General features: G+C 30.4%; 23 protein-coding genes and 2 pseudogenes. 15 read left to right on the top strand and 10 right to left on the bottom strand.

The features are described from left to right. From AJ881_RS06115 to mrdA, 6 genes are read left to right on the top strand one after another with little or no spacing between them, the layout of a single operon-like run. A complete protein-coding gene (locus AJ881_RS06115) occupies positions 1–489 on the top strand; it encodes an HAD-IIIA family hydrolase (protein ID WP_044778964.1) in 489 nt (162 codons plus the stop codon). Further along, on the top strand, positions 480–995 hold the full coding sequence (locus AJ881_RS06110; RefSeq protein WP_044778962.1) for a hypothetical protein: 516 nt from the start codon (positions 480–482) through the stop codon (positions 993–995). The genes AJ881_RS06115 and AJ881_RS06110 overlap by 10 nt, the downstream gene beginning before the upstream one ends. Continuing rightward, positions 977–1,438, top strand: coding sequence for an LptA/OstA family protein (locus tag AJ881_RS06105; RefSeq protein ID WP_002859586.1), 462 nt, complete (start codon positions 977–979; stop codon positions 1,436–1,438). The genes AJ881_RS06110 and AJ881_RS06105 overlap by 19 nt, the downstream gene beginning before the upstream one ends. Next, a complete protein-coding gene (yihA, locus tag AJ881_RS06100) occupies positions 1,435–2,031 on the top strand; it encodes a ribosome biogenesis GTP-binding protein YihA/YsxC (protein ID WP_052858983.1) in 597 nt (198 codons plus the stop codon). Before AJ881_RS06105 ends, yihA begins: the two co-directional genes overlap by 4 nt. Further along, positions 2,028–2,522 carry a membrane protein gene (locus AJ881_RS06095; RefSeq protein ID WP_002855248.1) on the top strand — a complete coding sequence of 165 codons (495 nt, stop codon included), beginning with the start codon at positions 2,028–2,030 and terminating at the stop codon, positions 2,520–2,522. Before yihA ends, AJ881_RS06095 begins: the two co-directional genes overlap by 4 nt. After that, the gene (mrdA, locus tag AJ881_RS06090; RefSeq protein ID WP_052949642.1) at positions 2,523–4,328 is read left to right on the top strand and encodes a penicillin-binding protein 2; all 1,806 of its coding nucleotides are present in this window, start codon (positions 2,523–2,525) and stop codon (positions 4,326–4,328) included. It abuts the gene before it with no gap. 121 nt (positions 4,329–4,449) lie between these two features. Here the strand turns inward: mrdA and AJ881_RS06085 are convergent, their stop codons facing one another. The 10 genes and pseudogenes from AJ881_RS06085 to AJ881_RS06030 form a co-directional block, all read right to left on the bottom strand. Beyond that, entirely contained in the window at positions 4,450–6,240 is a 1,791-nt protein-coding gene (locus tag AJ881_RS06085) for an aminopeptidase P family protein (RefSeq protein ID WP_070282728.1), read from the bottom strand. 15 nt (positions 6,241–6,255) lie between these two features. Then, positions 6,256–7,809 (bottom strand): peptide MFS transporter, encoded by a 1,554-nt coding sequence (locus tag AJ881_RS06080; RefSeq protein WP_070280608.1) that lies wholly within the window; start codon positions 7,807–7,809, stop codon positions 6,256–6,258. Positions 7,810–7,979: 170 nt separating this feature from the next. Beyond that, positions 7,980–9,044: pseudogene (locus tag AJ881_RS09580) on the bottom strand (oligopeptide:H+ symporter). A gap of 125 nt (positions 9,045–9,169) precedes the next feature. Next, positions 9,170–9,718, bottom strand: coding sequence for a hypothetical protein (locus AJ881_RS06060; RefSeq protein ID WP_004305497.1), 549 nt, complete (start codon positions 9,716–9,718; stop codon positions 9,170–9,172). After that, a complete protein-coding gene (locus AJ881_RS06055; protein WP_079862187.1) occupies positions 9,711–10,817 on the bottom strand; it encodes a hypothetical protein in 1,107 nt (368 codons plus the stop codon). Before AJ881_RS06055 ends, AJ881_RS06060 begins: the two co-directional genes overlap by 8 nt. Then, entirely contained in the window at positions 10,804–11,679 is an 876-nt protein-coding gene (gene era, locus AJ881_RS06050; RefSeq protein WP_070282736.1) for a GTPase Era, read from the bottom strand. The genes AJ881_RS06055 and era overlap by 14 nt, the downstream gene beginning before the upstream one ends. Further along, positions 11,676–12,995 carry an ATP-dependent protease ATPase subunit HslU gene (gene hslU, locus AJ881_RS06045; RefSeq protein ID WP_004305504.1) on the bottom strand — a complete coding sequence of 440 codons (1,320 nt, stop codon included), beginning with the start codon at positions 12,993–12,995 and terminating at the stop codon, positions 11,676–11,678. Before hslU ends, era begins: the two co-directional genes overlap by 4 nt. Then, entirely contained in the window at positions 12,992–13,534 is a 543-nt protein-coding gene (hslV, locus tag AJ881_RS06040; RefSeq protein ID WP_002776411.1) for an ATP-dependent protease subunit HslV, read from the bottom strand. The genes hslU and hslV overlap by 4 nt, the downstream gene beginning before the upstream one ends. Further along, on the bottom strand, positions 13,534–13,977 hold the full coding sequence (gene rplI, locus AJ881_RS06035) for a 50S ribosomal protein L9 (RefSeq protein WP_002781628.1): 444 nt from the start codon (positions 13,975–13,977) through the stop codon (positions 13,534–13,536). Before rplI ends, hslV begins: the two co-directional genes overlap by 1 nt. A gap of 12 nt (positions 13,978–13,989) precedes the next feature. Continuing rightward, positions 13,990–15,210 (bottom strand): argininosuccinate synthase, encoded by a 1,221-nt coding sequence (locus tag AJ881_RS06030; protein ID WP_070282738.1) that lies wholly within the window; start codon positions 15,208–15,210, stop codon positions 13,990–13,992. Positions 15,211–15,364: 154 nt separating this feature from the next. On the opposite strand from AJ881_RS06030, the gene AJ881_RS06025 reads away from it, so the two are divergent. The 9 genes and pseudogenes from AJ881_RS06025 (at position 15,365) to kdpC (ending at position 24,269) form a co-directional block, all read left to right on the top strand. After that, positions 15,365–15,610, top strand: coding sequence for an RNA-binding S4 domain-containing protein (locus AJ881_RS06025; protein WP_002864726.1), 246 nt, complete (start codon positions 15,365–15,367; stop codon positions 15,608–15,610). After that, complete coding sequence (tsaE, locus tag AJ881_RS06020; RefSeq protein WP_002854905.1) at positions 15,607–16,014, top strand: tRNA (adenosine(37)-N6)-threonylcarbamoyltransferase complex ATPase subunit type 1 TsaE; 408 nt, start codon at positions 15,607–15,609, stop codon at positions 16,012–16,014. Before AJ881_RS06025 ends, tsaE begins: the two co-directional genes overlap by 4 nt. Further along, positions 16,007–16,735 carry an LPS export ABC transporter ATP-binding protein gene (lptB, locus tag AJ881_RS06015; RefSeq protein WP_002855252.1) on the top strand — a complete coding sequence of 243 codons (729 nt, stop codon included), beginning with the start codon at positions 16,007–16,009 and terminating at the stop codon, positions 16,733–16,735. The genes tsaE and lptB overlap by 8 nt, the downstream gene beginning before the upstream one ends. Continuing rightward, a complete protein-coding gene (locus AJ881_RS06010) occupies positions 16,735–17,985 on the top strand; it encodes an RNA polymerase factor sigma-54 (RefSeq protein WP_052949653.1) in 1,251 nt (416 codons plus the stop codon). The genes lptB and AJ881_RS06010 overlap by 1 nt, the downstream gene beginning before the upstream one ends. Positions 17,986–18,149: 164 nt before the next feature. Continuing rightward, on the top strand, positions 18,150–19,574 hold the full coding sequence (locus tag AJ881_RS06005) for an anaerobic C4-dicarboxylate transporter (protein ID WP_070282740.1): 1,425 nt from the start codon (positions 18,150–18,152) through the stop codon (positions 19,572–19,574). 141 nt (positions 19,575–19,715) lie between these two features. Next, positions 19,716–19,903, top strand: a pseudogene (gene kdpF, locus AJ881_RS09225) (K(+)-transporting ATPase subunit F). 9 nt (positions 19,904–19,912) lie between these two features. Further along, complete coding sequence (gene kdpA, locus AJ881_RS06000; protein ID WP_002861365.1) at positions 19,913–21,604, top strand: potassium-transporting ATPase subunit KdpA; 1,692 nt, start codon at positions 19,913–19,915, stop codon at positions 21,602–21,604. Positions 21,605–21,613: 9 nt separating this feature from the next. Next, on the top strand, positions 21,614–23,659 hold the full coding sequence (kdpB, locus tag AJ881_RS05995) for a potassium-transporting ATPase subunit KdpB (protein WP_070282742.1): 2,046 nt from the start codon (positions 21,614–21,616) through the stop codon (positions 23,657–23,659). A 1-nt stretch (position 23,660) separates the two neighbouring features. Then, positions 23,661–24,269: a potassium-transporting ATPase subunit KdpC gene (gene kdpC / locus AJ881_RS05990; RefSeq protein ID WP_002871323.1), complete on the top strand. Its 609-nt coding sequence runs from the start codon at positions 23,661–23,663 to the stop codon at positions 24,267–24,269. Position 24,270 lies beyond the last annotated feature (1 nt).

Here is a 24,270-nt window from a genome sequence, read left to right as displayed (position 1 = left end):
ATGACAGAATTGATTTTTTTGGATGTAGATGGCTGTTTAACTGATGGGAAGATTATTTATACTTCTAATGGAGAATTTATTAAAGAATTTGATGTAAAAGATGGAGCGGCTATCGAGGCTTGGCTAAAGCTTGGTAAAAAAATTGCTATTATTACAGGTAGAAATTGTCCTTGTGTTGAAAAAAGAGCTAAAGATTTAAAAATAGAAATTTTATATCAAGGCATCAAGGATAAGTTAGCTTGTGCAAAAGAAATTTTACAAAAACTTAATTTAGATTTTTCTCAGTGTGCGGCTATTGGAGATTATTTTAACGATAAGGCTTTGCTTGAAAGTGTAGGACTTAGTTTTAAGCCAAAAGATGGTCATAAAAATTTAAATGTAGACATAGTGCTTAGCAAAAAAGGTGGTAAGGCTGCTGTAGCACAGATGATAGAAATTTTAGTAGAAAAAAATCATCTAGAAGAAGAATGGAATAAGCTTTGGCTATAAAAATTTTTGGAATTTTAATTGCTCTTTTTACAATTACTTTTACGATTTTAAGTTTGCAAGATCCGTATTCTTTGAATTTGCAAACTAATGCTTTAAATTTTAAAAATATTGAGGCTAAAAATTTGAAAGCTTATGAGAGTAATGCTAGTACAATTAAGGCATATTATAAGGCAAATTCTTGGGTGAGATATGCAGATAGAGATGAATTTAATGATTTTATTACTTTAAATTTAGATTTTAATCTTAGTGCGAATCGTTTAGAGTTTTTCAATAAAGATATGAGCAAGGTTTTGTTTGAAGGAAATGTTACTTATATAGGTACTAATAATGTCAAAATTATTTCTCAAGAGGTAGAATACCAACCTAAGGATAAAATTTTACACACAAATACTAATTTTAAAGCTCTGATCAATGGAAGTATTATTAATGGAAATACTTTAAACTATGATACAAAAAACAAAATTTTAAATATCCAAGGAGTAAATGCGTGGTTGCAAGACAAATAATTTTATTGTTAGCTTGTGTAAGTGTAACTTGGGCAACTCAAATTGAAGTAAAAGCTTTAAATTTTTACTCAGATGAAAATAAGGGTGAAAGTATTCTTAGTGGAAATGTAGAAGTAATTAGGGGTGATGATATTTTAAATTCTGAAAAATTGATTATTTATACGGATAAAAATCGCAAACCTATTCGTTATGAAGCAATGCAAAACGCTAGGTTTAAGATTGTTTTAAAGGGTAAAACTTATAAAGGTAGTGGAGATAAATTTATTTATAATGTTATTAAAGATACTTACGAGATTAATGGTCATGCTTATATAAATGAGCTTGGAAGTAATCAAAAACTTTTTGGTGATAAAATAATAGTCGATAGAAAAGCTAATATTTATCGAGTGGAGAGTAAGGATCAAAAACCTGCTCGTTTTGTGTTTGATCTTAAAGACAAATGATAATTAGTGCTAAATTTATCACTTCTTTAGTGAAATTTGATGAGAAATTGAGCTCAAATTTTAGTGAAGTAGCATTTTTAGGGCGTTCCAATGTCGGAAAAAGTTCTTTAATCAATTCTTTGTGCAAACAAAAAAATTTAGCCAAAAGTTCGGCAACTCCTGGAAAAACTCAGCTTATAAATTTTTTCGAAGTAACTTGCAAAAGAAATGAAGAAAAATTTAATATCAATTTTATCGATTTGCCAGGGTTTGGTTATGCAAAGGTTTCTAAAAATTTAAAAGAAATATGGAATCAAAACTTAGATGAATTTTTAAAATTAAGAACCTCGATAAAGTTATTTATACATTTAATCGACTCAAGACATACTCATTTAGAGATCGATGTAAATTTAAATGACTATTTGAAAAGATTTTTACGACCTGATCAAAAAATTTTAAAAGTTTTTACCAAATGCGATAAATTAAATCAAAGTGAAAAAGCTAAGTTAAAAAATGAATTTAAAGACTCTATTTTAGTTTCAAATTTGAATAAATTTGGCCTTGATTCTTTAGAAGATATTATTATCAATCAAACTTTAGGTCTTGATAAATGAGAAGAAATTTAAGTGCTTATAAAGCAAAATTTAATGGAGCTTATGTCTTTTTAGGATTTTTTTTTCTAATCTATCAGATTCTTGGTTCGACTTTTATATATGCTCCGTTACTTTATGGGATTTTTTTCTGTTATATGTTTTGCTTACTAGAAGAGAGAGAAAGAACTTTTTCAAAGCTTGATTTTAGATGGTATTTTTCTTTATTTTTTTTATTTTTTACTGATATAACTTATAATTTTTTTATTTTTTCATCTTGGTTGGCATTTTTTATTTTTTATTATCTTTGTGCAGATTGGATTAAGACAAATTTAAAAATTGGTAAATTTATCCCTGTTGTTTTTGTGCTTTGTGCTTACGGCATTATTTTGTTTTTGGATATGATATTGTCTTATATTGGAGATGAAAAAATTAAAATTTTAGGATGGGCGTATATTGTTTCAGTTTTTATAGAATGTTGTTTAGCTTATGTGTTTTTTAAAGGTAAAATTTAAATGAGAATGCGTTTAGTTGTTGGATTTATACTATTGTTTTTTATATTTTTATTAAGTCGTGTGTATTATTTGAGTATAAAATCAAATGTATATTATGAAGAACTTGCTAAACAAAATGCCATAAAAACTGAATTTTTAGCACCTGTTAGGGGTCAAATTACAGATAGAAATGGAACTTTATTGGCTATTAATGATTTGGGTTTTAGTATTTCTATTAAACCTTATTTAAGTATTAAAAAGTCAAATAAAGGAATTCTAGATAAAGAACTATCTGAACTTGCAAATTTATTTCCTGATTTAAATGCTAGTAAATTAGCAGAAATTTATAAGAGAAATGATTCTTACTATAATCAAGATTTTATTAAAGTTGTAGATTTTATACCTTACGATGAGATTATTCCGCATTATTCAGAGTTAAATCTTAATAAAACAATAAAAATAGATCCTGTTGTAAAAAGAAAATATCCTTTTGGAAAATTGGCTTCGCATATTATTGGGTATGTAGGTAAGGCAAATTTGCAAGATGTTCAAGAAAATGAAATAGCAAAACTTTCTAACTATACGGGAAAAAGCGGTATAGAACGCTATTATAATGATATTTTACAAGGAGAAAAAGGAACTAGGGTTTATAAGGTTAATGCCTTAAATCAAGAAGTAGAACAGCTTTCTTACACTCCTGCTATGTCTAATGATATAGAACTTACGATAGATATAGAGCTTCAGTCTTATTTAACTTCATTGTTTGAAGGGAATGCTGGAGCTGCTATAATTATGAATGTAAATGATGGATCTATTTTAGCTGCAGGGAGTTTCCCTGAATATGATCTTAATCCTTTTGTAACAGGGATCTCTTTTAAGGATTGGGACGAGCTTTCAAATAGTCTTGATCATCCTTTTACAAATAAACTTATAAATGGATATTATCCTCCAGGTTCTGTTGTAAAAATGGGAGTAGGGCTTTCTTTTTTAAATTCTAAAAATATTAGCCCGTCGACTCAATATGTTTGCAATGGAAGCATTGAGCTTGGAGGTAGGTTTTTTAGATGTTGGAATCGATCAGGCCATGGACCTGTGGATTTAAAACATGCGATAAAATATAGTTGTGATGTTTATTTTTATAATGGCAGTTTGCAAGTTGGAATCGATCAAATAAGTGAAACTTTATCTCGCATTGGCTTTGGAGCGAAAACAGGGGTAGATTTACCTAGTGAATTTGTAGGGACTTTACCAAGCAAAGAATGGAAGATGCAAAGATATAGACAATCTTGGTTTCAAGGTGATACTTTAAATACAGCTATAGGTCAAGGTAATTTTCTTGCAACACCTATGCAAATTGCTAGATATACAGCTCAAATCGCAAAAGGTGGAGAGGTTATACCTCATTTTTTAAAAAGTATAGAAAATAATAATACAACTATAGAAAATCAAATGGATGAAAATAAAAAAGAAATTTTTACTTTATTTGAAAAGAGTCAATTGCCTTATATAAGAGATGCAATGTATGCTGTTGCTAATGAGCAAGGAGGAACCTCTTATCGTTATTTGCATAATCTTGATGTGAAAGTTGCAGCAAAAACAGGAACTGCTCAGGTTGTGGGATTTTCACAGACAGATAAAAATAGGGTCGATGAAAAACAATTTGAGTATTATACTAGATCTCATGCGTGGCTTACTTCTTATGCTCCTTATTCTAAGCCAAAATATGTAGTTACCGTTCTTTTGGAACATGGTGGGAGAAATATTACTTCAGGGGTAACTGTAGCTAAAATTTATCAAAAAATGATTGAACTTGGATATTTTAAATAATTTTTAGTTGTAAATTGAGTTTTTCAAAAAAACTTTTTTAGCAATTGGTTTAAAAACCTTGTATTAAACAAATTATAAGTTTAATACAAGGAAAATTTATCTATGTTAACAAAAAAGTATCTTAAAAGATGGCTTTTGTTTTTTTTTCAAGCCAAACTAGAGCTTTTGGATAATCACCTAGCTTAGGAGAAAGTTTTTCAAATACTTCTTTGTGATAATTGTTTAACCATTCTTTTTCTTTTTCATCTAACATTTTTGTATCAATACAAGATATTTCAAAAGGACAAAGGGTAACAGGTTTAAAGTATAAAAACTCTCCAAAATCTTTATTTTTAGGATTTTCTACTTTGGTATGAATAACTAAATTTTCAAGTCTTATACCCCATTTACCTACTTTATAAATACCTGGCTCTATGGAGGTTAGCATACCTTCTTTGGCTTTTGTTTTTTCAAGCACAGGGGATAGATAAGATAAAACTTGTGGACCTTCATGGACATTTAAAAAATATCCCACGCCATGTCCTGTGCCGTGTATATAGTCAATTTGTTCTTTCCATAAAGGTGCGCGTGTGATTGCATCAAGTAAGGGCATAGCTATATCTTTTGGAAAAATTGCACTAGAAATGGCAATATGTGCTTTTAAAACCAAGGTATAGTCATGAATTTGTTCTGCATTAGCCTTTCCTATTGGTACAACGCGTGTAATATCTGTTGTACCGTTTTTATATTGTCCACCAGAATCAATAAGTAAAAGCCCATCTTTTTTAAGATAAGCAAAACTCTCTTTTGTGGCTTTATAATGTGGATATGCTGCGTTTTCGTTAAAGCCTGCTATAGTGGCAAAACTATCACTTATGTAGTACTTGCTTTGTGCTCTAAATTCGCTTGCTTTAGCATCTATGTCCAATTCGCTTATTAATTCTTTATTTTCTATCGCTTCTTCAAGCCAGGCAAAAAATTTACATAAAGCCACTCCATCTTCTATCATAGCATCTTGTATATGCGCTATTTCTTTTGTATTTTTAGCTGCTTTTAAGTGAGTGCTTGGATTAATTTCTTGAATGATTTTTACGCTTTTATCTAAAGAATTTATGAGTAAAGCGGTCATTTTTGAAGGTTCAATAAGCAAATTTGTATTTGCAAGTTTTTCAAGCTCCATGATGATTTCATCATAATTTTTAAGCCAAAACCCATCTAAATTTAATTTTTTTTCAAGTTCTGAATTTACTTTTTTCTGATCAACAAAAAGCAAAGCTTTGTCTTCCAAGATTAGCAAATGACTTAAAAATACAGGATTGTAATTTACATCATTCCCTCTTAAATTTGTAAGCCAAGCTATATCATCAAGGCTGGAGATTAAATGAGAAGTAGCATTTAAATTTTTCATTTTTTGACGCACTAATGCTAATTTTTCTTTTCTTGAGTAAGAGCAGTATTCTAGTTCGTGTTCATAAATTTTTTCTTGTGGTAAAGTGGGACGATCTTTCCAAAGTGGACTTATCAAATCTATATGTTTTAAATTTGCCTTGCAATTAATCTGTAAATCTTTTTGTAAAGATAAAGGTAAAAGTGCAAAATCGATGCCTAAAATTTGATCTTCGCTTAAATTTTTTTCCAACCATTTGGTAAAAGTATTTTTAGCATCTTGTTTTTGTAAAAGTATACCGCTACCTTCTAATTCCTTTTGTGCTTGAAGCCAATATCTTCCATCTACCCACAAAAAGCCCTCTTCTTGTGTGATAAGAACTGTTCCAACAGAACCCTTAAAGCCACTGATAAAGATTCTGTTTTTGTAATATTCTGGTAAATATTCGCTCAAATGTGGATCTGCACTTAAGATGAGATAGGCGTCAATATTATTTTCTTTCATTAATCTTCTAAGTTCTAATACTCTTTGTTTGTAAATACTCATATTTTCTCCTTAATATTAATTTTTTAGTATTTTATTGATAGGTTTTTTGAGTATAAGTAAAATTATAACAGCACCAAGTAATATCCACATACATTGGTAAAATAAATTTGGCAAATAAGCTATATTTTCTTCACTTGCTTTACCACCTATGAATCCAGCTAAAGCATTGCCTAATGCACTTGCTACAAACCAAAGTCCCATGACTTGAGATTTAATTAAATTAGGTGCAATTTTTGTCATTATAGAAAGTCCCACAGGGGAAAGGCAAAGCTCTCCTAAAACCATAAGCAAAAAGCTACTGACAAGCCACCAAGGTGAAACTAAAATAATTTGCGATGAATTTTCTAAATTTTCTCTTAATGTATTAGCATCGCCATTTAAATTAATTGCATGATTTGAAGCTAAAGCCATTATTAAAAATGCTAAAGCTGCACCCAAAAGTCCTAATGCAAATTTGATAATAGATGAAATTTCTTTATTATTTTTGGCACATATAGTCCATATAAAAGCACTAAAAGGTGCAAAAAGTATAACAAATAAACCTCCAAGAGATTGAAACCATATTGTAGGAATTTCATAATTTAATATGGTTTTATCTGTTAATTTTTCTGCAAAAAAATTAAAAGAAGTGTATTGTTGCTCATATACTGACCAAAATAACGCAGCCGCTAAAAATAAAACAATAAAAATAATTAAATTTCTTTTTTCTTCTATTTTTAAAGAAGTAAAAGCGAAAAGATATAAAAAATAAATTCCAGCACAAGCTAAGATAGTTAAAATAATATTTTTATTAATAACTTGTGCATCTAATTTTATAAAACCACTAAGGATTAAAAATATTGCTCCAAGTAAAACAATACCTGATGCAATGATGATGTAAAATACGTTTTTGCTTTTTTTGCTTGGTCTATCCCAAGTAGAGTCTATGCCAACTTTTTCATCAAATTCTTTTAAATCAGGCATAGTTTTTAGGTAGAAAATAATTACCGCTAAAAGCATACCAATCCCACCTGCACCAAAACCAAAGTGCCATCCGTATTCTTTTTGTAAAAAGCCGCAAATTAAAGGAGCTACAAAAGCACCAAAATTAAAACACATATAAAAAAGAGTAAAACCAGAATCACGCCTTGTATCATTTTTTTTATAAAGCATTCCAACCATTACAGAAGCGCAAGTTTTAAAAAGTCCTGTACCTATAACCAAAAAAACCATACCAACAAAAATCATTTTATTGTTAAAATAAGAAAAGGCTATGCACAAATGTCCAAATGCTATAGTTAAAGCACCTAGTAAAATTGCTCTTTTTTGTCCTAAGTAATTATCCGCAAGCCACCCACCTGGCAAAGCAGCAAGATATAAACAACTTGCAAAAATTCCCATAATTGCACTTGCTTCTTCAGGTTTTAAGTTCATTCCACTTTTTTCAAAACTTGCTATCATAAAAAGGTAAAGCAAGGGACGAATTCCGTAAAAAGAAAATCTTTCCCAAAGCTCAGTAAGTGAAAGAGATAAAAGTGGTTTTGGATGTCCAAAAAATGAAGTATCTAAATTTTTTACATTTTTACTCAATTTATATCCTTTATGTATTTTTATTTATAAATTATAGACAAGAAATTAAAAAATATGTATAACTTTGTAATATTTTTAAATGATTTATATCATAATGTTACTTTTTTACAAATATAAAAAAAGAAATATTAAGATCAATTTTCAACTTTGGTGTATTTTGTATTTTAGGTTTAATTAGATAATTGCTTATTTTTTTCGTTAAGAATTTTATAAATTGATTTTTTGGCAATAAAAAGTAAAAGCGCTACAACAAAAAGCATCCACATACATTGCCTAAAAATACTGGAAAGTTGATCGATGTTTTTAATATTGACATTTCCTCCTATAAATCCTGCAACAAAATTTCCAAGCGCACTTGCTACAAACCAAAAGTCCCATGATTTGATTTTTGATTAAATCAGGGGCAATCTCAGCCATTATAGAGAGTCCAAACATAGTAAAATTACAATTAGAAGTTTTTTTGATAGTATTATGGGATTAATATCTGCAAGATTAATGAAAATTAGAAAAAATCCAATAATACTTAACAAGCTTATACTTAGTATAAGAGTTAAATTTTTACTTTTTTTAAATGGTTGTTCCCAGTTTCGCTTTAAAGTGTAATTTTTATGAAATTCTTCAAGCTCAGGGATAGCTTTAAAATATAAAATAAGCAAAGAGATTACCTAAACCTCCTATGCCAAATCCTAAATGATAATTCCATTTTGCTTGAACAAAACCACATATAAGAGGAGCAATGAATGCTCCAATGTTAATTCCTATATAAAAAATCGTATAGCCAGTATCGCATCTTGTATCATTTTGTTTGTATAACATTCCAACTGTTACAGAAGCGCTAGTTTTAAAAAATCCAGTACCAATAACGATAAAAGTAAGCCCTAAGAAAAACATAGGTGTGCTTAAAATAGATAAGGCTATGCTAATATGTCCTAAAGCTATAATAAAAGAACCTAAAAATAAAGCCTTTTTTGCCCTAAATAATTATCAGTAATCCAGCCTCCAGGAAGTGCTGTTAAATACAAGCATCCTGCAAAAATGCCATAAATTGCCGAGGCGTATTCAGTACTTATTCCAAGTCCACCTTTGCTTATGGTTGTTGCCATGAAAAGCACAAGTAAAGATCGTATGCCATAAAAAGCAAATCTTTCCCAAAGTTCTACCATTGATAGAGAGAATAAAGGCTTGGGATGACCTAGGAAATTTGTATCGAGTTTTTGTATTTCTTGCTTAGTCACTTCTCAACACCTTTCTTTTTTATGCTTAAAATATTTTAACTAATAGTAATAGAAAAATAATTAAATTACAATATTTTTAAATATTTTTTTATAATAATATTTAAAAATATAACATTTTAATATTATTATAAATTAATAAATTTAAACATTAAATCAAGCTTTAATTTTAAACCCTGTGTATTGTATAGTTTTATTTTATCAATTTTTAAAGCTATAGGAAGATTTTCTAAATTTTGTATAAAATTGAGCAAGTCTTTAAAGTTGCCATTTAAACTTAGAGAAACATAATTATAGTGAATAAAATTTTTGTTTTCTTGGGAAAATTTTATTTCATTAATGATTAAATTTTTGGATAAATTATTGATTTTTTTATTGAAAAAATCTTTATCATAAGAAAATAAATGTAATTTTTCTTTATAGTATTTTAATTTTTCTTCCTCTGTTTTTATCTGTTTTGTTAGCTTTGTCTCTATTTCTTTAAGATGTGAATTTTCTATTTTTGCTTCATTTAATGCAAGGTAATTATGTTCTACTAATGTTTTTTGAAAAATATCTTCCAAAAAGTGATCGTGAATTTTAAAAGCTAAAAACAAAGCACAAAGGCAGATAAAAGAAATAAAAAGAAATTTTTCCCTAGGATTTAAATTTTGCAAAAATACTTCTATTTTATTCATGTATGACTTCTAATATGATATTAAATGTTTCTTTATTTTTATCAAGAATTTTAAAAGCAGAATTTAGATTTTCTAATGCTCTTTTAAAGTGGTTTTCATCGATAAAAGAAAGAATGATTTTTGTTTGTTCAAATTCAAGATTTGTGATTTTAAGTTCATTGGAGTTAAGCCATGATATGATTTGATTTAGAATGATTGCCTTATTTTTATCTAAATTGATTTCTTTTGTTATGGTGGATAAAATATGAAATTGTTGTTGTGTAGATGATATTTTATTAGAAAGAGTAAAGTTTAAATCTTGTATGTTTGTTAATAATTTTTGCTTATCTTGTTTTAGTTTAGAAATTTCTTCTTGTATGATAAAATTTTTATTTTGAATTTCCTTATTTTGTTTGTACTCTATAAAATCTTTAAATAATAAAATTATCATACTAAGACTAAAGCTAAAAATAAATATTAATATAATTTTAAAAGAAATAGATATTTTTATTTTATTATGCTTGATAAAATTACAATTTTGATCTAGATTTTTTATGCTATATGAACTTAATTTCAATAAACTATTTTTATCAAGAATATCATTTAGATTTAAACATTTTATTTGAGATGAGAAGTAATGTTTGATTGTATCCAAATCCTGATAAAGTAGCAGTTTGCTTTCATAGTGTTTTAAAAGTTCTATAAATCGATTTTGTTTAAAAAATAAATCCATATTACTTGGGTTGAAATTTTCGATTTTTTTAAGATTGATAAATTTTCCTTCTTGGTAAAAATATAAATATAAAGTTTGATCATATAAATTTAAAACACAATAATCACTTTCCTTAATAAATCTTTCATCAAACAAAGCTTGAAAAATTAAAGGTTCGGGAAAGCAAAAACGACTTTTTTTCAATTTGTAAACAGGTGCTAAAAAACAATGATAAATTTCATTATGTTTAAAAAAAGCTATTTGGTAGTCAAAGGGTTTACTTAGCTTAAAATCTGCGGTTAAATTGTTAAAAAGTTCGTCTTCTTTGGATATTCCCGTTCTTTGAGTATAAAGCAAATCTGTAGATTTTATAAAATTTATTTTATTTAATGAATTAATTTTCATCATTTAAAAGTTTTTTTAAAAATTCTTCATCTTTTTGCCAGTTTTTTTTCACTGTTACGAAAAGCTTTAAAAGTGCCTTTTTTTGTGCAAGTTTTGAAATTTTAAAGCGTGCATCTTTGCCTATTCTTTTTAAAGTTGCTCCTTCTTTTCCTATAAGCATACCCTTGTGAGAGTTTGTATCGGTGATGATATTGGCTTCTAGGATTAAAAGATCGGGAGTATCTTTGGTGCGATGGATAAGCACTTCGCTACTATAAGGAAGCTCATCGCTTAAATTTTCATAAATACTTTCAAGTATAAAATCTCTATAAAGTTCTTTTTCGCTACTCGCACTTAAAAATTCAGGATCATAAAAATACTCATGTTCATCAAGGTATTTTACTATCTCATCTAATAAATCTTTTTTATAGTTTTTTTTCTTGGAGGAATAAGGAATGATAGCCTTAAAATGTTGGCTAAATTTTGCATATTCACTAAGTTTTTTTAAAAGCGTAGCATTATCGGTTAAATCTACTTTATTTAAAGCGATGATATGTGGTACTTGTGGGCTTAGACTAAGAAAATTTTCATAGTCTTTTGTGTTATCAAAAACACTTGCCACAAATAAAATCACATCACAATCCCTCATGGATTTAATAGCACTTTGGACAAGCAGTTGATTAAGCCTAGCACCGCTTTCGTGAAGTCCTGGGGTATCGATGAAAATGATTTGATTTTTTTCATGCATCACTATGGCTTTGATTTTACGCCTTGTGGCATTTTGTTTGTGAGAAACTAGGGCGATTTTTTCTTCTAATAAGGAATTGATTAAAGTACTTTTTCCTGCATTAGTACGCCCTATGATGCTAACAAAGCCACTTTTCACAAAATATACCTTGCAAGATCTTTATTTTCTATGATATCTCCGAGTTTTTCTTCTACCATTTTTTTATCCACTACGAATTTTTTACCTGCATACTCATCAGCTTCAAAGCTTAAATCTTCAAGTAATTTTTCTATCACAGTATGCAAGCGTCTAGCACCTATATCTTGCATTTCTTCATTAGCTCTTGAAGCTATTTTTGCTATTTCTTTAATGGCTTCATCATTAAATTCAAGTTCTAATTTTTCAGTTTTTAAAAGCTGAGAGTATTGTTTTAAAAGTGAATTTTTAGGACGTGTTAAAATTTCATAAAGAGCTTTATCATCAAGACTATCTAATTCCACTCTTAAAGGAAAGCGTCCTTGAAGTTCAGGGATAAGATCGCTTGGTTTGCTAAGATGAAAAGCCCCTGCGGCGATAAAAAGAATATGATCGGTTTTTAAAGTACCTATTTTTGTTTGTACATTTGATCCCTCTACTATAGGAAGTAAGTCTCTTTGCACCCCTTCTTTACTTGGATCTTGGCGGTTTGAATTTCCGCTTGAAACAGCGATTTTATCGATTTCATCAATAAAAATAATCCCTTCATTTTCCGCTCTTTTTAAGGCTTCGCTTTTGATACTTTCTTGATCTAGGATTTTTTCTCCTGCTTCGTTTTTTAAAGCATTTTTAGCGTCTTTGATTTTCATTTCTTTTTTGACTTTTTTACTGCCAACGCCTATAACCTTAACTATATCTTGCATTGCACCCATTTCAGGAGGTAGGTTAGGATTGGTATCGAACATATTTTGTGAAATTTCTATCTCTATGGTGCTTTCATCAAGATCGCCATTTCTTAGTTTAGTTCTCATTTTTTCAAGACTGTTTTTATATTCTTCTTGTTTTTCATCACTGATACCCTTTGGTAAAGGTGGTAAAAGTTTTTCTAAAATTTTATTTTCTATAAATTCATCAATTTTATCTTTGTTTTTTTCTCTTTGTTCATTTTTTACCAAATTTAAAGCTGCATTGGCAAGATCTCTTACCATGCTTTCCACATCACGACCTACAAAACCCACTTCAGTATATTTGCTCGCTTCGATTTTGATGAAAGGAAAGCCCATCATTTTAGCTAAACGCCTAGCGATTTCTGTTTTTCCTACACCTGTAGAACCTATCATCAAGATATTTTTAGGTACGATATCATCTTGTAATTCAGGGCTAAGTTGCATTCTGCGGTAGCGATTTCTTAAAGCTATAGCTATGATTTTTTTAGCTTTTTTTTGTCCTATAACATAATCATCTAAAAATTTAACAATTTCTTTTGGAGTTAGATTCATTTCTCATCCTCGATTACATAAGTTTTGATATTGGTATTGGTGTAAATGCAAATTTCACCTGCGATTTGAAGGCTTGATTTTACAAGTTCTTCTTCATCTAAATTTGCATGTTTTGCTAAGGCTCTAGCAGCTGAAAGTGCATAGTTTCCACCACTTCCTATGGCTGCGATTTGCCCATCTTCAGGTTCGACCACATCGCCTGTACCAGAAAGTAGAAAAATGTGATTTCTATCAAGTACAAGCATCATGGCTTCAAGTTTTCTTAGGTATTTGTCTTTTCTCCATTCTTTAGAAAAGTCAATCGCTGCTTTTAAAAGATCGCCTTTAGAACTTTGAAGGAGATTTTCAAACATATCAAAAAGATTAAAAGCATCAGCTGTCGATCCTGCAAAACCTGCTAAAACTTTTCCATTATTAAGTTTTCTAATCTTTACAGCATTGCCTTTTAGTACCGTGTTTCCAAAGCTTACTTGTCCATCTCCGCCGATTACGGATTTATTTTTACCTTTGTAAGCTAAAATCGTTGTTGCGTGAAACATTATTCTGCCTTTATGTTTATGTTAAATTTAGCATGGATTGCGTGTCCAAGTTTTACGCTTACCTCGTGAATTCCTAAGCTTTTTAAGGTGTCGCATTCTAAACTTTTTTTATCGATTTCTATATGGCTTTGTTCTTTTAGGGCATGAGCGATTTCATCTTTGGTTACACCACCAAACAAACTTCCATTTGCACCTACGGGTTTTGAAATTTCAAGAGTGATTTTGCTAAGTTCTTCTTTGAGTTTTTCTAAATTTGCGATTTCAAAGCGTAAATTTTCAGCCTCTTTTTTCTTATCGCTTTCGTATTTTCTTAAAACTTCATTAGTAGCTGCTTTAGCAAAGCCTTTAGCGATTAAGAAATTTTGTCCGTAGCCGTCTTTTACTTCTTTTATTTCTCCTGCTTTTCCAAGTGCTTTTACATCTTTGATTAATAATACTTTCATTTTATTCCTTTATTAAAATTTTCTTCCATTTTTTCCTGCAATGATAAAACGCAAAGCATTAAGCTTGATAAAGCCTGCTGCGTCTTTTTGATTATACACTTCATCTTCTTCAAAAGTACAATAAGCTGCGTTAAACAAGCTATCGTTCGCACTTTCACGTCCTATAACCATCACATTGCCTTTATAAAGCTCGAGTTTTACTCTGCCATTGGCGTGAATTTGAGACTCATCGATTAAGGCTTGAAGCATCATTCTTTCAGGCGAGAACCAATAGCCATTATAAATTAAACTTGCGTATTTTGGCATGAGTTCATCTTTTAAGTGTGCTGCTTCTCTATCAAGAGTGATGCTTTCAAGCGCTCTGTGTGCTTTTAAAAGTATAGTACCGCCTGGAGTTTCGTAACAACCACGACTTTTCATTCCTACATAGCGATTTTCTACTATATCAAGGCGTCCTATACCGTGTTTGCAGCCTAGTTCGTTAAGTTTGGTTAAAAGTCCTGCAGGACTTAGTTTTTCTCCATTTATCGCTACTAAATCTCCCTTTTGGAAATCAAGTTCTATAATTTCACTTTCATTTGGAGCGTCTTTTGGGCTTTTACTCCATCTCCACATATCTTCTTGGGGTGCGTGTGCAGGATCTTCTAAAACAAGTCCTTCATAAGAAATATGAAGTAAATTTGCGTCCATAGAATAAGGAGATTTTCCTTTTTTCTTAGAAATATCAATACCGTGTTTTTGTGCATAAGCAAGGAGTTTTTCACGACTGTTTAAATCCCACTCACGCCATGGAGCGATGATTTTTAAATCGGGATTAAAAGCAAGATAACCAAGTTCAAAACGCACTTGATCATTTCCTTTGCCTGTGGCACCATGACTTACCGCATCAGCACCTGTTTGCAGGGCAATTTGTGCTTGAGTTTTTGCTATAAGTGGTCTTGCTATACTTGTTCCTAAAAGATATTCTCCTTCATAAATCGCATTGGCTCTAAACATAGGAAATGCATAATCTTTAACAAATTCATCTCTTAAATCTTTAATGAAAATATTTTCTTCTTTTATGCCTAAAGAAAGGGCTTTTTTTCTTGCAGGTTCAAGTTCTTCGCCTTGACCAATATCTGCTGTAAAAGTTACAACTTCGCAATTATACTCATCTTGAAGCCATTTTAAAATAATGCTCGTATCAAGCCCTCCAGAATACGCTAAAACTACTTTTTTTACTTCATTTTTCATAAGATATCCTTTGTTAAAATAGATTTGAAAATTATAAAATTGTATCCAAATTTCATTAAAGAAAAGTTTTTACTTGCTATTTTCTTAAAAAATAAAGCAAAGGCGCAAGCAAATTTTGTTCCAAAAATTGATTTTTTTTGCTAAAATTGCTTTTATGAGAGTAGATAAATTTTTAAATGTAGTTAATATCACGAAAAGAAGAGCTATTTCTGAAGATATGTGTAAAAGTGGTGTAGTAGGGATTAATGGTGTTATTGTTAAAGCGAGTAAAGAGGTTAAGGTGGGTGATATCATCACTTTACATTTTACTGAATACACTCAAAAATATAAAGTGCTAGCTCTACCTAGTACGAAAAGTATTCCTAAAAACGCACAAAATGAATATGTGGTAAAATTATGAAAGAATTTATTTTAGCAAAAGATGAGATCAAAACGATGCTTCAAATAATGCCTAAAGAAGGTGTTGTTTTGCTTCAAGGAGATTTGGCTAGCGGAAAAACAAGCTTGGTGCAAGCTTGGGTTAAATTTCTTGGTCTTGATGCAAGGGTAGATTCTCCAACTTTTTCCACTATGCAAAAATATGAAAATCATGATATTTGCATTTATCATTATGATATTTATCAAGAAGGTTTAGAAGGACTTTTAGCGAATGGTTTATTTGAAAATTTTTTTGAAAAAGGTTTACATTTGGTTGAATGGGGCGGTGAAAATTTGAAAAAAACTTTAATGAAATTTGGAATTTCTACTATTCAGATTAAAATTAGCATTAAAGATGACAAAAGAAAGTATGAAATTTATGAGTAAATTAGAAATTGTAAATTTGGAAAAAATTATTAAAAAAACTAAGATTATACATGGAATTTCTTTAGAGGTTAATAGCGGAGAAGTTGTAGGACTTTTAGGGCCAAATGGCGCAGGAAAAACAACAACTTTTTATATGATATGTGGACTTATTTCTCCAAGTAGTGGAAAAGTTCTTTTAGACGGTTTGGATGTAACAAAAGATCCTTTAAACAAAAGAGCTAGATCAGGGATAGGTTATCTACCTCAAGAAAGTAGTATTTTTAAGGATTTAAGTGTAGAAGATAACCTGCTTTTAGCGGCTCAGATTTTTTATAAAGATAAAAAAATTTTACATGATAAAGTTGAGCAAATGCTTGAACTTTTAAGTATAGAACCTATTCGTTTAAGGAAAGGTTTAAGTTTAAGTGGAGGTGAAAGAAGGCGTTGTGAGATCGCTAGAAGCTTGATGTGCGAACCTAAGTTTTTGCTTCTTGATGAGCCTTTTGCAGGTGTTGATCCTATAGCAGTGGCTGAAATTCAAACTTTAATTAAAGAGCTTAAAAGATTAGGGATTGGGGTTTTAATTACCGATCATAATGTGCGTGAGACTTTGGCTATTTGTGATAGAGCTTATGTTATAAGATCGGGCTCTTTGCTTGCTAGTGGGAATGCTGATGAAATTGCAACCAATAAAGACGTGAAAAAGTATTATTTAGGAGCGGAGTTTAAACTCCTTGATTGATGTTAAAGCAAAAAATCACCCAAGCACCCAAGACTAAAATTTCTCAAACTTTACGCTCTTGGTTGCCGATTTTACAAGCAAACATAGAGGATTTAAAAGAAAATTTAGATAAATTTGCTGAGGATAATCCTTTCTTAAATGTTCAAGATTCGATACAAACTCATGATAAGGGTAAGAATTATTTTGATTCATTTTATAAACATAATGTAAATTCGGCTTTTGTGGATAGTAAAGGACTTGCCAAAAAAAGTGTTTATGAGCTTTTAAATGAACAGATTCTTCCTCCTTTGTTTCCTACAAACAAATCTCAAGAGCTTGCAAAAAAAATTATAGAATGCTTAAATGAGGAAGGATATTTTGAATACGATGAAGAATTTTTAAAAGAGTATTCCTTAGAAGAAATTGAGCGAGTAAGAGCAAGATTTAAATTTTTAGATCCTGTAGGAGTAGGAGCTAAAGATTATAAAGAAGCATTTTTATTTGCTCTTGAAAATATGGAGTTAGATGAAGATATTGATGAGTTTTGTAGAATGTTGATTATGGATTTTGAAAATATACAAAACTATACCAAAGAGCCTTTATATAAAGAAGCATTGGCTGTACTTAAGCGCTTTAGCACTCCTCCTTTTTTGGAATATTTTGAAGATTCTCGTATAATTGTTCCTGATATTTTTGTTTATAAAGAAAATGGTGAAATTAAAGTAAAAATCAATGATGATTATTATCCTGAAATTTCAATCCAAACTGATGGTTTAGAGCATGATTTTTTAAATCATTACATTAAAGAAGCAAAAAATTTAGTTGATGCTTTAGCGATGAGAAAAGCTACTCTTTATAAAATAGGGCTTATGATAGTAGAATATCAATATGATTTTTTCATGGGAAAAGAGATAAAACCTATGACTTTTAAGGATTTAGCACTTGATTTAGAACGTAATGCTTCGACTATATCAAGAGCTGTGGCAAATAAATATTTAAGTTGTGAAAGAGGACTTATTCCCTTGCGTGATTTTTTTGCTTTTGCTCTTGATGAAGAGGGAGAGACTTCAAATGTAGGTGTTAAAGAATTTGTGGCAAATTTAGTAAAGAATGAAGATCGCAATAAACCTTTAAGCGATAGTAAAATTTTAGAATTAATCAAAGAAGAATTTAAGGTCGATATCGGACGAAGAACTATTACAAAATATCGCAAACATCTTAATATAGCAAGCTCTACAGATAGAAAAAAAATATATGAACTTGAAGGATAAAATTCTATCAATCTATCAAACCCATTACGCTTGTGTTTTATATTTAAATTTAATTTAAATAATTTAAAAAATTGTTATTTTTATTTTTATAAATATTATTCTTTAATTTAAAAATGTGATACAATAATAACTGTTTTTAAATATCAATTTTCAAAGGAGTTAAAATGGACTTTTTAACAAGCCTTAGTGAGGGAGGGCAATTTGCAATCCAAATCATTATCGTTTTAATTTGTCTTTTTTATGGTGCAAAAAAAGGCGGTATAGCGCTTGGTTTACTTGGTGGTATAGGTATTTTAATGCTTGTATTTGCTTTTCATATAAAGCCTGGAAAACCAGCCATAGATGTTATGCTTACAATTTTAGCGGTGGTGGTTGCGAGTGCAACTTTGCAAGCGAGTGGTGGTTTAGATGTTATGCTTCAAATAGCAGAAAGAATTTTAAGACGCAATCCTAAGTTTTTAACAATACTAGCACCTTTTGTAACCTGCTTTTTGACTATACTTTGTGGAACAGGACATGTGGTTTATACTATTATGCCTATTATTTATGATATAGCGATTAAAAATGGTATTCGCCCTGAGCGTCCAATGGCAGCAGCTTCTATATCATCACAAATGGGTATTATTGCATCTCCTGTATCTGTGGCTGTTGTGAGTTTGACTGCTTTGCTTTTAAATGCTAATCATAAATTAGCAGGTTTTGATGGTTATATCAATCTTCTTCAAATTACTATACCTAGTACATTATTTGGTGTATTGTGTATAGGAATTTTTTCTTGGCTTAGAGGAAAAGATTTGGGTAAAGATGAAGTATTTCAAGAAAAACTTAAAGATCCTGAATTTAAAAAATATGTTTATGGGGATTCTAAAACACTTTTAGGTGTTAAACTTCCAAAAAGCAATTGGGTTGCAATGTGGATTTTCTTAGGAGCTATTGCTTTAGTAGCTTTATTGGGTGTATTTGATTTTTTGCGTCCAAACTGGGGACAAGTTGTAAAAAATGGCATTCCTCAAGTAGATGCTTTAGGTAACCCTAAAATGGATGTTTTATCCATGGTTTCAGTTATTCAGATGTTTATGCTTTTAGCAGGTTCTTTGATTATCATCTTTACTAAAACAGATGCAAAGAAAATCGGCTCTAATGAAATTTTTAAATCAGGCATGATAGCGCTTGTTGCGGTTTTTGGAATTTCTTGGATGGCTGATACTATGTTTGCAGTTCACACTCCTATGATGAAAGCAGCGCTTGGAGATATAGTAAAAGAGCATCCTTGGACTTATGCTGTAATGCTTCTTTTAATTTCAAAATTTGTAAACTCTCAAGCAGCAGCTATTTCGGCTTTTGTTCCTTTGGCTTTAGGAATTGGTGTTGAACCTGGTGTAATTGTTGCCTTTGCGGCTGCTTGTTATGGATATTATATTTTACCAACTTATCCAAGCGATTTAGCTACTATACAATTTGACAGATCAGGTACTACTCACATCGGTAAATTTGTTATCAATCATAGTTTTATTTTACCAGGTCTTATAGGTGTAATCACTTCTTGTATAGCAGGATATTTTATTGCTATGGCAGCGGGTTATCTTTAACAATTTTTAGCAGGATTTTTCCTGCTAAATTTTTCATTTGTCTTTTTATTTAATATAGATAAAAATTATAAATAAATCATAAAATTAGTATTAATCAAAATATAAGCTTAACAAGGATAGAATAAATCCTATTTTGAATCAATGAGAAAGGGCTATCCTATGGATGTTATCTTTGCTTTGCTTCTGCTTTTAGCTTTTGGTAGTTTATGGTTTTTTATCCGTTTTTGTGAAATTCAAACTAGGACACGCGGATGATATTTTTACTAGTTTTAAGCTTAATACTTGCTCTTTATTTATTTTATGCTCTATTATATCCTGAAAAATTTTAAAGGAAAAATATGCTAGAAATTTTAATAACACTGATTATAGCTTTTATATTGGCTTTAATTTTTGGAAATTATCTTTATAAAATTGCAAGCTGTAAAAAAACTATTTTTGATTTTATTTTTAATCCAATTGATAACTTAATTTATAAAATTTGTGCGATTGATAGAAAAAATATGACTTGGCAAAAATATTCTTTGCATTTAATTGCTTTTAATGCCTTAGTGGCTATTTTTTCTTTCGTGATTTTTTATTTACAAGATAAACTTTTTTTAAATCCCAATTCGATAAATTCTATGAAAGGGGATTTGAATTTAAATACTGTAATTAGTTTTATTACAAATACAAACCTTCAGCATTATAGTGGAGAGAGTGCTTTAAGTTTGCTTTCCCAAAATACAGGCATTTTACTTGCTATGTTTGTTTCAAGTGCAAGTGGATATTCTGCTTGTATGGCTTTTTGTCGTGCTTTATGTGGTATGCAAATGGGAAATTTTTATGAAGATTTTACGCGTATTATTACGCGTTTGATGTTGCCTTTAAGTTTTATTTTGGCTGTAATTTTTATCTCTGAAGGCGTGGTGCAAAACTATCACGCAAATTTTAGCGTGCTTACTTTAGAAAATAAATTTCAAAGTATTGCCACAGGTCCTGTTGCAGCTCTTGAGTCTATAAAACATTTAGGGACAAATGGGGGTGGTTTTTTTGGTGCTAATTCAAGTATGCCTTTTGAAAATCCTACTTCACTTACAAATTTTTTACAAATTTTATCCATGATGCTTATTCCTAGCGCCTGTGTTGTAGCTTTTGGATTGATGGTTTATCATAGAAAAGAAAGACAAGGTTTTGCTCTTATGGGAAAAGAAGGGGGAGTTATTTTTGGTGCAATGGGGATTATTTTTATCATTTCTTTGCTTTTAATTTATTTTAGCGAAAAAATGTCAAATCCAAATTTGGATTCTTTGGGTTTAAATGCAAATTTGGGAAATTTAGAAGGTAAAGAAATAAGATTTGGCACAGATGGTTCGAGTTTATTTAGTGCTGTAACTACTGCTTTTACTACAGGAAGCGTCAATAATATGCACGATAGTTTAAATCCTTTAAGCATCAGTGCTACTTTGTTAAATATGATGTTAAATGTAGCTTTTGGTGGCGAAGGAGTAGGGCTTATGAATATGATTATTTATGTGCTTTTAACCGTGTTTATTTGTGCATTAATGATAGGCAGAACTCCAGAATTCTTGGGTAAAAAAATAGAAAGCGCACAAATGAAGCTTATAGCTTTGGTAATTCTTATCCATCCTTTATTAATCCTTGTTTTAAGTGCATTAGCTGTTGTTTTTGCAAAAGATAGTATAAGCAATCCTAGCTTTCATGGCTTGGCTCAAATTTTGTATGAATTTAGTTCTTCGGCAGCAAATAATGGTTCAGGACTTGAAGGTTTAAAAGATGATAATTTATTTTGGAATTTAAGTACAGCTTTTGCTATGTTTTGTGGGCGTTATTTGGTTTTAATAGCTCAGCTTGCTATAGCTGGATCGCTTTTGGCTAAAAATACACAAGAAAATACTGCAAATTCTTTAAAAACGGATAATTTAACTTTTATGTTTGTGCTTGTTTGTATTATATATATTTTTGCTGCACTTACTTTTTTTCCAGTGCTTACTTTATCAAGCGTTGCAGAATATTTATCTTTATGGCATTAAGGAGAGTCAATGTCTAAAAAACAAAATAAACTCATTACAAAAGAAATTTTAAATAATGCCATAAAAGGAGCATTTTTAAAATTTGATCCACGCTTTATGATAAAAAATCCTGTTATGTTTATGGTGGAAGTTGGATTGATTCTTACTTTGATTTTAAGTATTTTTCCTACTTTGTTTAATGGAAATTCTGATGAAAGAATTTATAACATCTTAATCACTTTTATTTTATTTGTAACCTTGCTTTTTGCAAATTTTGCAGAAAGTATTGCAGAAGGAAGGGGTAAAGCCCAAGCAGCTACCTTAAGACAAAGTAAAAAGGATTCTAAAGCTAGACGCATAAAAAGTGATGGCAGTGAAGAAATGCTTAATTCTAGCGAGTTAAAAATAGGTGATATAGTTTTAGTTAAAGCAGGTGAACTTATACCTAATGATGGAGAAATTATAGAAGGTGCTGCAAGTGTTGATGAATCAGCTATTACAGGTGAAAGTGCTCCTGTTATGCGTGAAGCGGGCGGTGATTTTTCTTCTGTTACAGGTGGGACTACGGTTTTAACTGATTTTTTAAAGATTAAAATTTTAGTTGGATCTGGGGAAAGTTTTTTAGATAAAATGATCAATCTTGTAGAAGGTGCTGCGCGTCAAAAAACTCCAAATGAAATTGCTCTTAATACTCTTTTAATTGTTCTTAGTTTGAGTTTTTTAGTAGTGGTTGTAAGTTTATATCCTTTTATGCAATTTTTAGGCGTGAGTTTGCCTATTTCGTGGTTAGTAGCATTGCTTGTATGTCTTATTCCTACAACTATAGGGGGGCTTTTATCAGCTATAGGAATAGCAGGTATGGACAGGGTAACGCGTTTTAATGTGATCGCACTTTCAGGCAAGGCTGTTGAAAGTTGTGGTGATGTTGATACTATGATTTTGGATAAAACAGGAACGATTACTTTTGGAAACCGTTTGGCAAATGAATTTTATGAAGTCCAAGGTATAAGTAAAGAAGAAATGATTAAAGCTTGTGTTTTATCCTCTTTAAAAGATGAAACTCCAGAAGGTAAAAGTATAGTTGCATTGGCTCAAAAAATGGGTTATGAATTAGAAGGTAATGATATTAAAGAATTTATCGAATTTAGCGCTCAAAATAGAATGAGCGGTGTGGATTTGCAAGATAATACAAAAATTCGCAAAGGTGCTTTTGATGCTATAAGAGCTTATATAAGCGAAATGAATGGAAAAATTCCTAGCGATTTAGAAACTAAGGTAATGGAAATTTCAAATCTTGGTGGCACTCCTTTGGTAGTGTGTAAAAATGAAAAAATTTTAGGAGTGATTTATCTAAAGGATACAGTAAAACCAGGACTTAAAGAGCGTTTTGATGAGCTTAGAAAAATGGGCATAAAAACTTTAATGTGTACTGGAGATAATCCTTTAACAGCAGCTACTATAGCTAAAGAAGCAGGGCTTGATGGATTTATAGCAGAATGCAAGCCTGAAGATAAAATAGAAGCCATTAAAAAAGAACAAGCCCAAGGTAAGATAGTAGCCATGACAGGAGATGGAACCAATGATGCTCCAGCTCTTGCACAAGCTGATGTAGGTATAGCTATGAACTCAGGAACTCAAGCAGCCAAAGAAGCAGCCAATATGATAGATCTTGATTCTAATCCTACTAAAATTTTAGAAGTAGTTGAAATAGGAAAAGGTTTGCTTATTACTAGGGGTAGTCTTACAACTTTTAGCATGGCAAATGATATTGCTAAGTATTTTGCTATTTTACCTGCTATGTTTAGTGTGGTTTTACCTCAAATGCAAATTTTAAATATTATGCATTTGGCTACCCCGCAAAGTGCTATTTTATCAGCACTTATTTTTAATGCTATTATTATACCTTTGCTCATACCTATTGCTATGCGTGGAGTTAAATTTAAGCCTATGAAAAGCGAGCATTTGCTTTTAAGAAATTTGAGTATTTATGGTTTAGGCGGTATGATCGCACCTTTTATAGGGATAAAAATAATTGATATTCCTACAGCTTGGATACTTAGAATTTTAGGAGTGTGATATGCTTAGAACTTTGCTTAGTTTTTTTGTGGTAATGCTAATATTGTGTACTCTTATTTATCCTTTTGCTTTAAATACAGTTGCAAAATTTATTTTTCCTTATCAATCAAGTGGAAGTTTAGTGGATAAAGAAGGTCGTCCAACTTTGGATATAAGTAAAGCGGTAGGTTCAAAGCTTTTGGGTCAAGATTTTAATAAGCCTTATTTTCTACATTCAAGAGCATCTGTATTAAATTACAATACAAGTGATGCAAATGAAAGCAGTGTAAGTTCAGGTGGATTTAATTATGCTATGTCAAATCCTGCTTTAAAAGAGCGTGTGCAAAAAGATTTGCAAAAATTTTTAGATGAAAATCCGCAAATTACAAAAGAACAAATTCCTTTGGATTTATTAAGCGCTTCAGGATCAGGTCTTGATCCTCATATCAGTCTTCAAGCAGCCCTAGTGCAAATTCCTAGGATAAGTCAATCTTCAAAAATCACCAAAGAAGAATTAGAAAAAATCATTCAAGAAAATACCGAGTCTAAATTTTTAGGGATTTTTGGGGAAGAAAAAGTTAATGTTTTAGCCGTTAATATAGCTATTGCTAAAGCCATGAAAAAAGAATAAA

Origin of the sequence: Campylobacter sp. BCW_6460, assembly GCF_001762705.1 — a bacterium.
GTDB lineage: Bacteria > Campylobacterota > Campylobacteria > Campylobacterales > Campylobacteraceae > Campylobacter_D > Campylobacter_D jejuni.
The sequence above is the reverse complement of the archived record's forward strand: the minus strand, read 5'-3'. Positions and strand labels throughout refer to the sequence as shown.